At 45.4% G+C, this 2,788-nt stretch carries 3 protein-coding genes; all 3 read left to right on the plus strand.

Annotated features, from left to right (window positions below):
* Positions 1 to 379 precede the first annotated feature (379 nt).
* The 3 genes from ACFIN0_RS08440 to ACFIN0_RS08450 are packed head-to-tail and all read left to right on the plus strand — an operon-like array spanning position 380 to position 2,694.
* A complete protein-coding gene (locus tag ACFIN0_RS08440; protein ID WP_375702310.1) occupies positions 380 to 1,372 on the plus strand; it encodes a phage protease in 993 nt (330 codons plus the stop codon).
* Positions 1,373 to 1,374: 2 nt separating this feature from the next.
* Entirely contained in the window at positions 1,375 to 1,716 is a 342-nt protein-coding gene (locus tag ACFIN0_RS08445; protein ID WP_375618803.1) for a hypothetical protein, read from the plus strand.
* Between the two features lie 12 nt (positions 1,717 to 1,728).
* Positions 1,729 to 2,694 carry a capsid protein gene (locus tag ACFIN0_RS08450; RefSeq protein ID WP_375702317.1) on the plus strand — a complete coding sequence of 322 codons (966 nt, stop codon included), beginning with the start codon at positions 1,729 to 1,731 and terminating at the stop codon, positions 2,692 to 2,694.
* Positions 2,695 to 2,788 lie beyond the last annotated feature (94 nt).

A 2,788-nucleotide genomic window follows, 5' to 3' on the forward strand; every position in this document is an offset into this window, starting at 1 on the left:
GAGAAGGCGTGGAGGGCGGTCAACTCCTCGCAGATCCGGTAAAACCGTCCTGGCAAAACTGGCTCACGCCTTACCTCCAATGATATAATGTTTTTAAGCCAAAAAGCAATCTTTAAAAAAACGGCTTGAGAGGGGCTTTTTTTGTATAAGACGATAAATTGTACCTCTTACTTCACGACGGCGCTCTATCGCCTTTGAAGTGCCTTTGAAAACGATTTTATGGGATGGTTTGGCACGGGGGTTTCTCTCACAAGGAGAATAATAGGGAAAAGAGTGCTTTTTTGAGAAATGCTCTTTTGACTGACAGTGTCAGACTTATAGTGGGAGTAAGTTTCATGCATTGTATTGCCAATGACAATTGTAAAGCAATAGGCAATGTATGGAACAGGAATTTCACGAAGATCAAAAAGATGGGGATGCAGAAACATTTCATGCTGCGTTAATAGATCTTTGCCAAGACGCTACCGTTAGCCAAGCGCCTGAATGGGTAGAGCTTTTGCCCAAAGCGCCCCATGTGAAGGCACGTGATGGACGACAATGGCATTATAACCCGCAAACTATTTTAAAAGCCTTTGCAGCCAATAAAGGACCGCTTGTGATTGATTATGAGCATGGGCAACATCACCGTGCGAGAAATGGTCTAGAAGCACCTGCAAGTGGCTGGATTGAAGAATTAGCAGAGCGGGATGGTGCGATTTGGGGGCGTGTTAAATGGACCGATATGGCCGCTAAAAAGATTGTTTCCCAAGAATATCGCTATCTTTCGCCTGAGTTTCGCCATTCCAAGAAAGGTGAAATTTTAAATTTAGCCGGTGCTGGTTTGGTGAACCGTCCAGCCCTTGTCATGACGGCTTTAAGCCGTGAACAGCCTTCCCCTATAACTTTGACGGAGAAAATGATGGATTTGACAGCCATTGCCAGTGCACTATCACTGGCAGAAGATGCTAAAGCGGATGAGATTTTAGCAACGCTTAAAGCGCGCGAAAAAGAACGCGCGGAATTAAATGCCCAATTAACAAAAGCGCGAGAAGATTTAGCGCTTTTGCAAGAAGAGCAGAAAAATACAGCTATTGAGAGCCTTTTAGACAAGGCCATTGAAGAGGGCAAAATTTTGCCTGCTGCCCGCGAGGAGTATCGTGCACTCTGTAGCCTTGAAGGGGGCGTGGAACATTTTAAAAGTTTGGTTGAGAAGTTGCCGGCTCTTGCCGCTAGAAGTCCTTTGGAGACCTCTTGTCTCAAGCAAGAACCAAAGCTTGCGCCAGAAGAGGTTGCTGTTGCGGCACGCCATTATAAGGAAGAGCAGAAGCAAAAAGGGTGGGATATCACCATTAGCCAAGCAGTTGATTATATTTGCGAACAAAAGGAGCGCTAATCATGAGTACGATGATTTTAATTAAATCTTTTCGCGCCATAGATGTGATTTCACCTTATTGCATTGTTGCAGCGCGCACTGAGGGAATGGTGGCAACGGCTTCTGGTAAGGGTGATAAATTATTAGGGACTGCTGGGTCATTGAGTGCAAAGGCTGGTGAGATGCTTGATGTTGGTCAATGTGGTTGGGGCGAAGTGGTTTGTGGGGGCAATGTTTCTTTTGGTGATTTTTTGACCTCTGACCCCAAAGGACACGCCATTAAAGCGGAAGCTGCAGATCGCACGATTGGTATTGCCATGAGTGATGGTTCTGCTGGTGATGTTATTTCTTTTAAAATTAATTAATCGAGGCTTATGATGAACAGACCTTTTCCCATTGATCCAACACTCACCGCTATTGCTATTGGTTATCGCAATCCAGCTGGCTCTCTTATTGGCGATAGAGTTTTGCCCCGTGTTTCTGTTTTAAGTGAAGTGTTTAAATATAGTGAATTTCCCTTAGCGGAAAATTTTACGGTGCCTGAGCTTGAGATAGGGCGGAAAGGACGCCCGAATTTGGTGGAATTTTCTGCCTTTGAACGGGAAGCCAGTGTTAAAGATTATGGGCTTGATGATCTCATCCCCAATTCAGATATTGAGGCGGCGGCGCAGGCACGGGCAGAAAAGCGCTCTCGTTATAACCCCGAAAAGACAGCAGTAGAAGGTCTTGCCAATTTGCTAGAATTGGGGCGTGAAGTGCGTGTGGCAGCGCTTGTGCAAAGAAGTGAAAATTATGCACCAGAGCGGGTGATAACACTTAAAGGTGAAAATAAATTTAGCGATTATGAGAAATCTGATCCTTATGCTGTTTTAGATGAGGCCATGGATAAAAGTCTCGTCTATACACCCAATACCATTGTTATGGGCAAAGTTGTTTGGTCAAAACTCAAACGTCATCCCAAAATCATTAAAGCTGTTAAAGGGGGGGGCACTGCTGATGGTTTTGTGACCAAAGCGCAATTTGCGGATCTGATGGAAATACACCCCGATCGTTTACTCATTGGTGAATCGCAAGTGAATTTGGCCCGCAAAGGACGTGCGGCACAATTGGCACGCGTTTGGGGCAATAAGATTGCTCTGCTTTATATTGATCCTACCAAACAACAGGCAGATGGTTCGGTGATCAGTTGGGGTTTTAGTGCTCAGTTGGGCGAGCGTTTGTCTGGAGTGATCTCTGATCCAGATATCGGCTTGTCGGGTGGTAAACGGGTGCGTGTTGGTGAACGCGTGTGTGAATTGGTCGCCGCAAAAGATGCCGGCGTTTTGTTGCAAGAAGTTGTCTAAGGGAAACTTTTAAACATGGCTTATGCAAGCAAAAGATTGATTGAAGAGCTCTGGGGTGATGACTTCTTGGATGACTTATGCGGGATGGATGAGA

It is taken from the genome of Bartonella sp. AA89HNZF (genome assembly GCF_042196905.1).
GTDB lineage: Bacteria > Pseudomonadota > Alphaproteobacteria > Rhizobiales > Rhizobiaceae > Bartonella.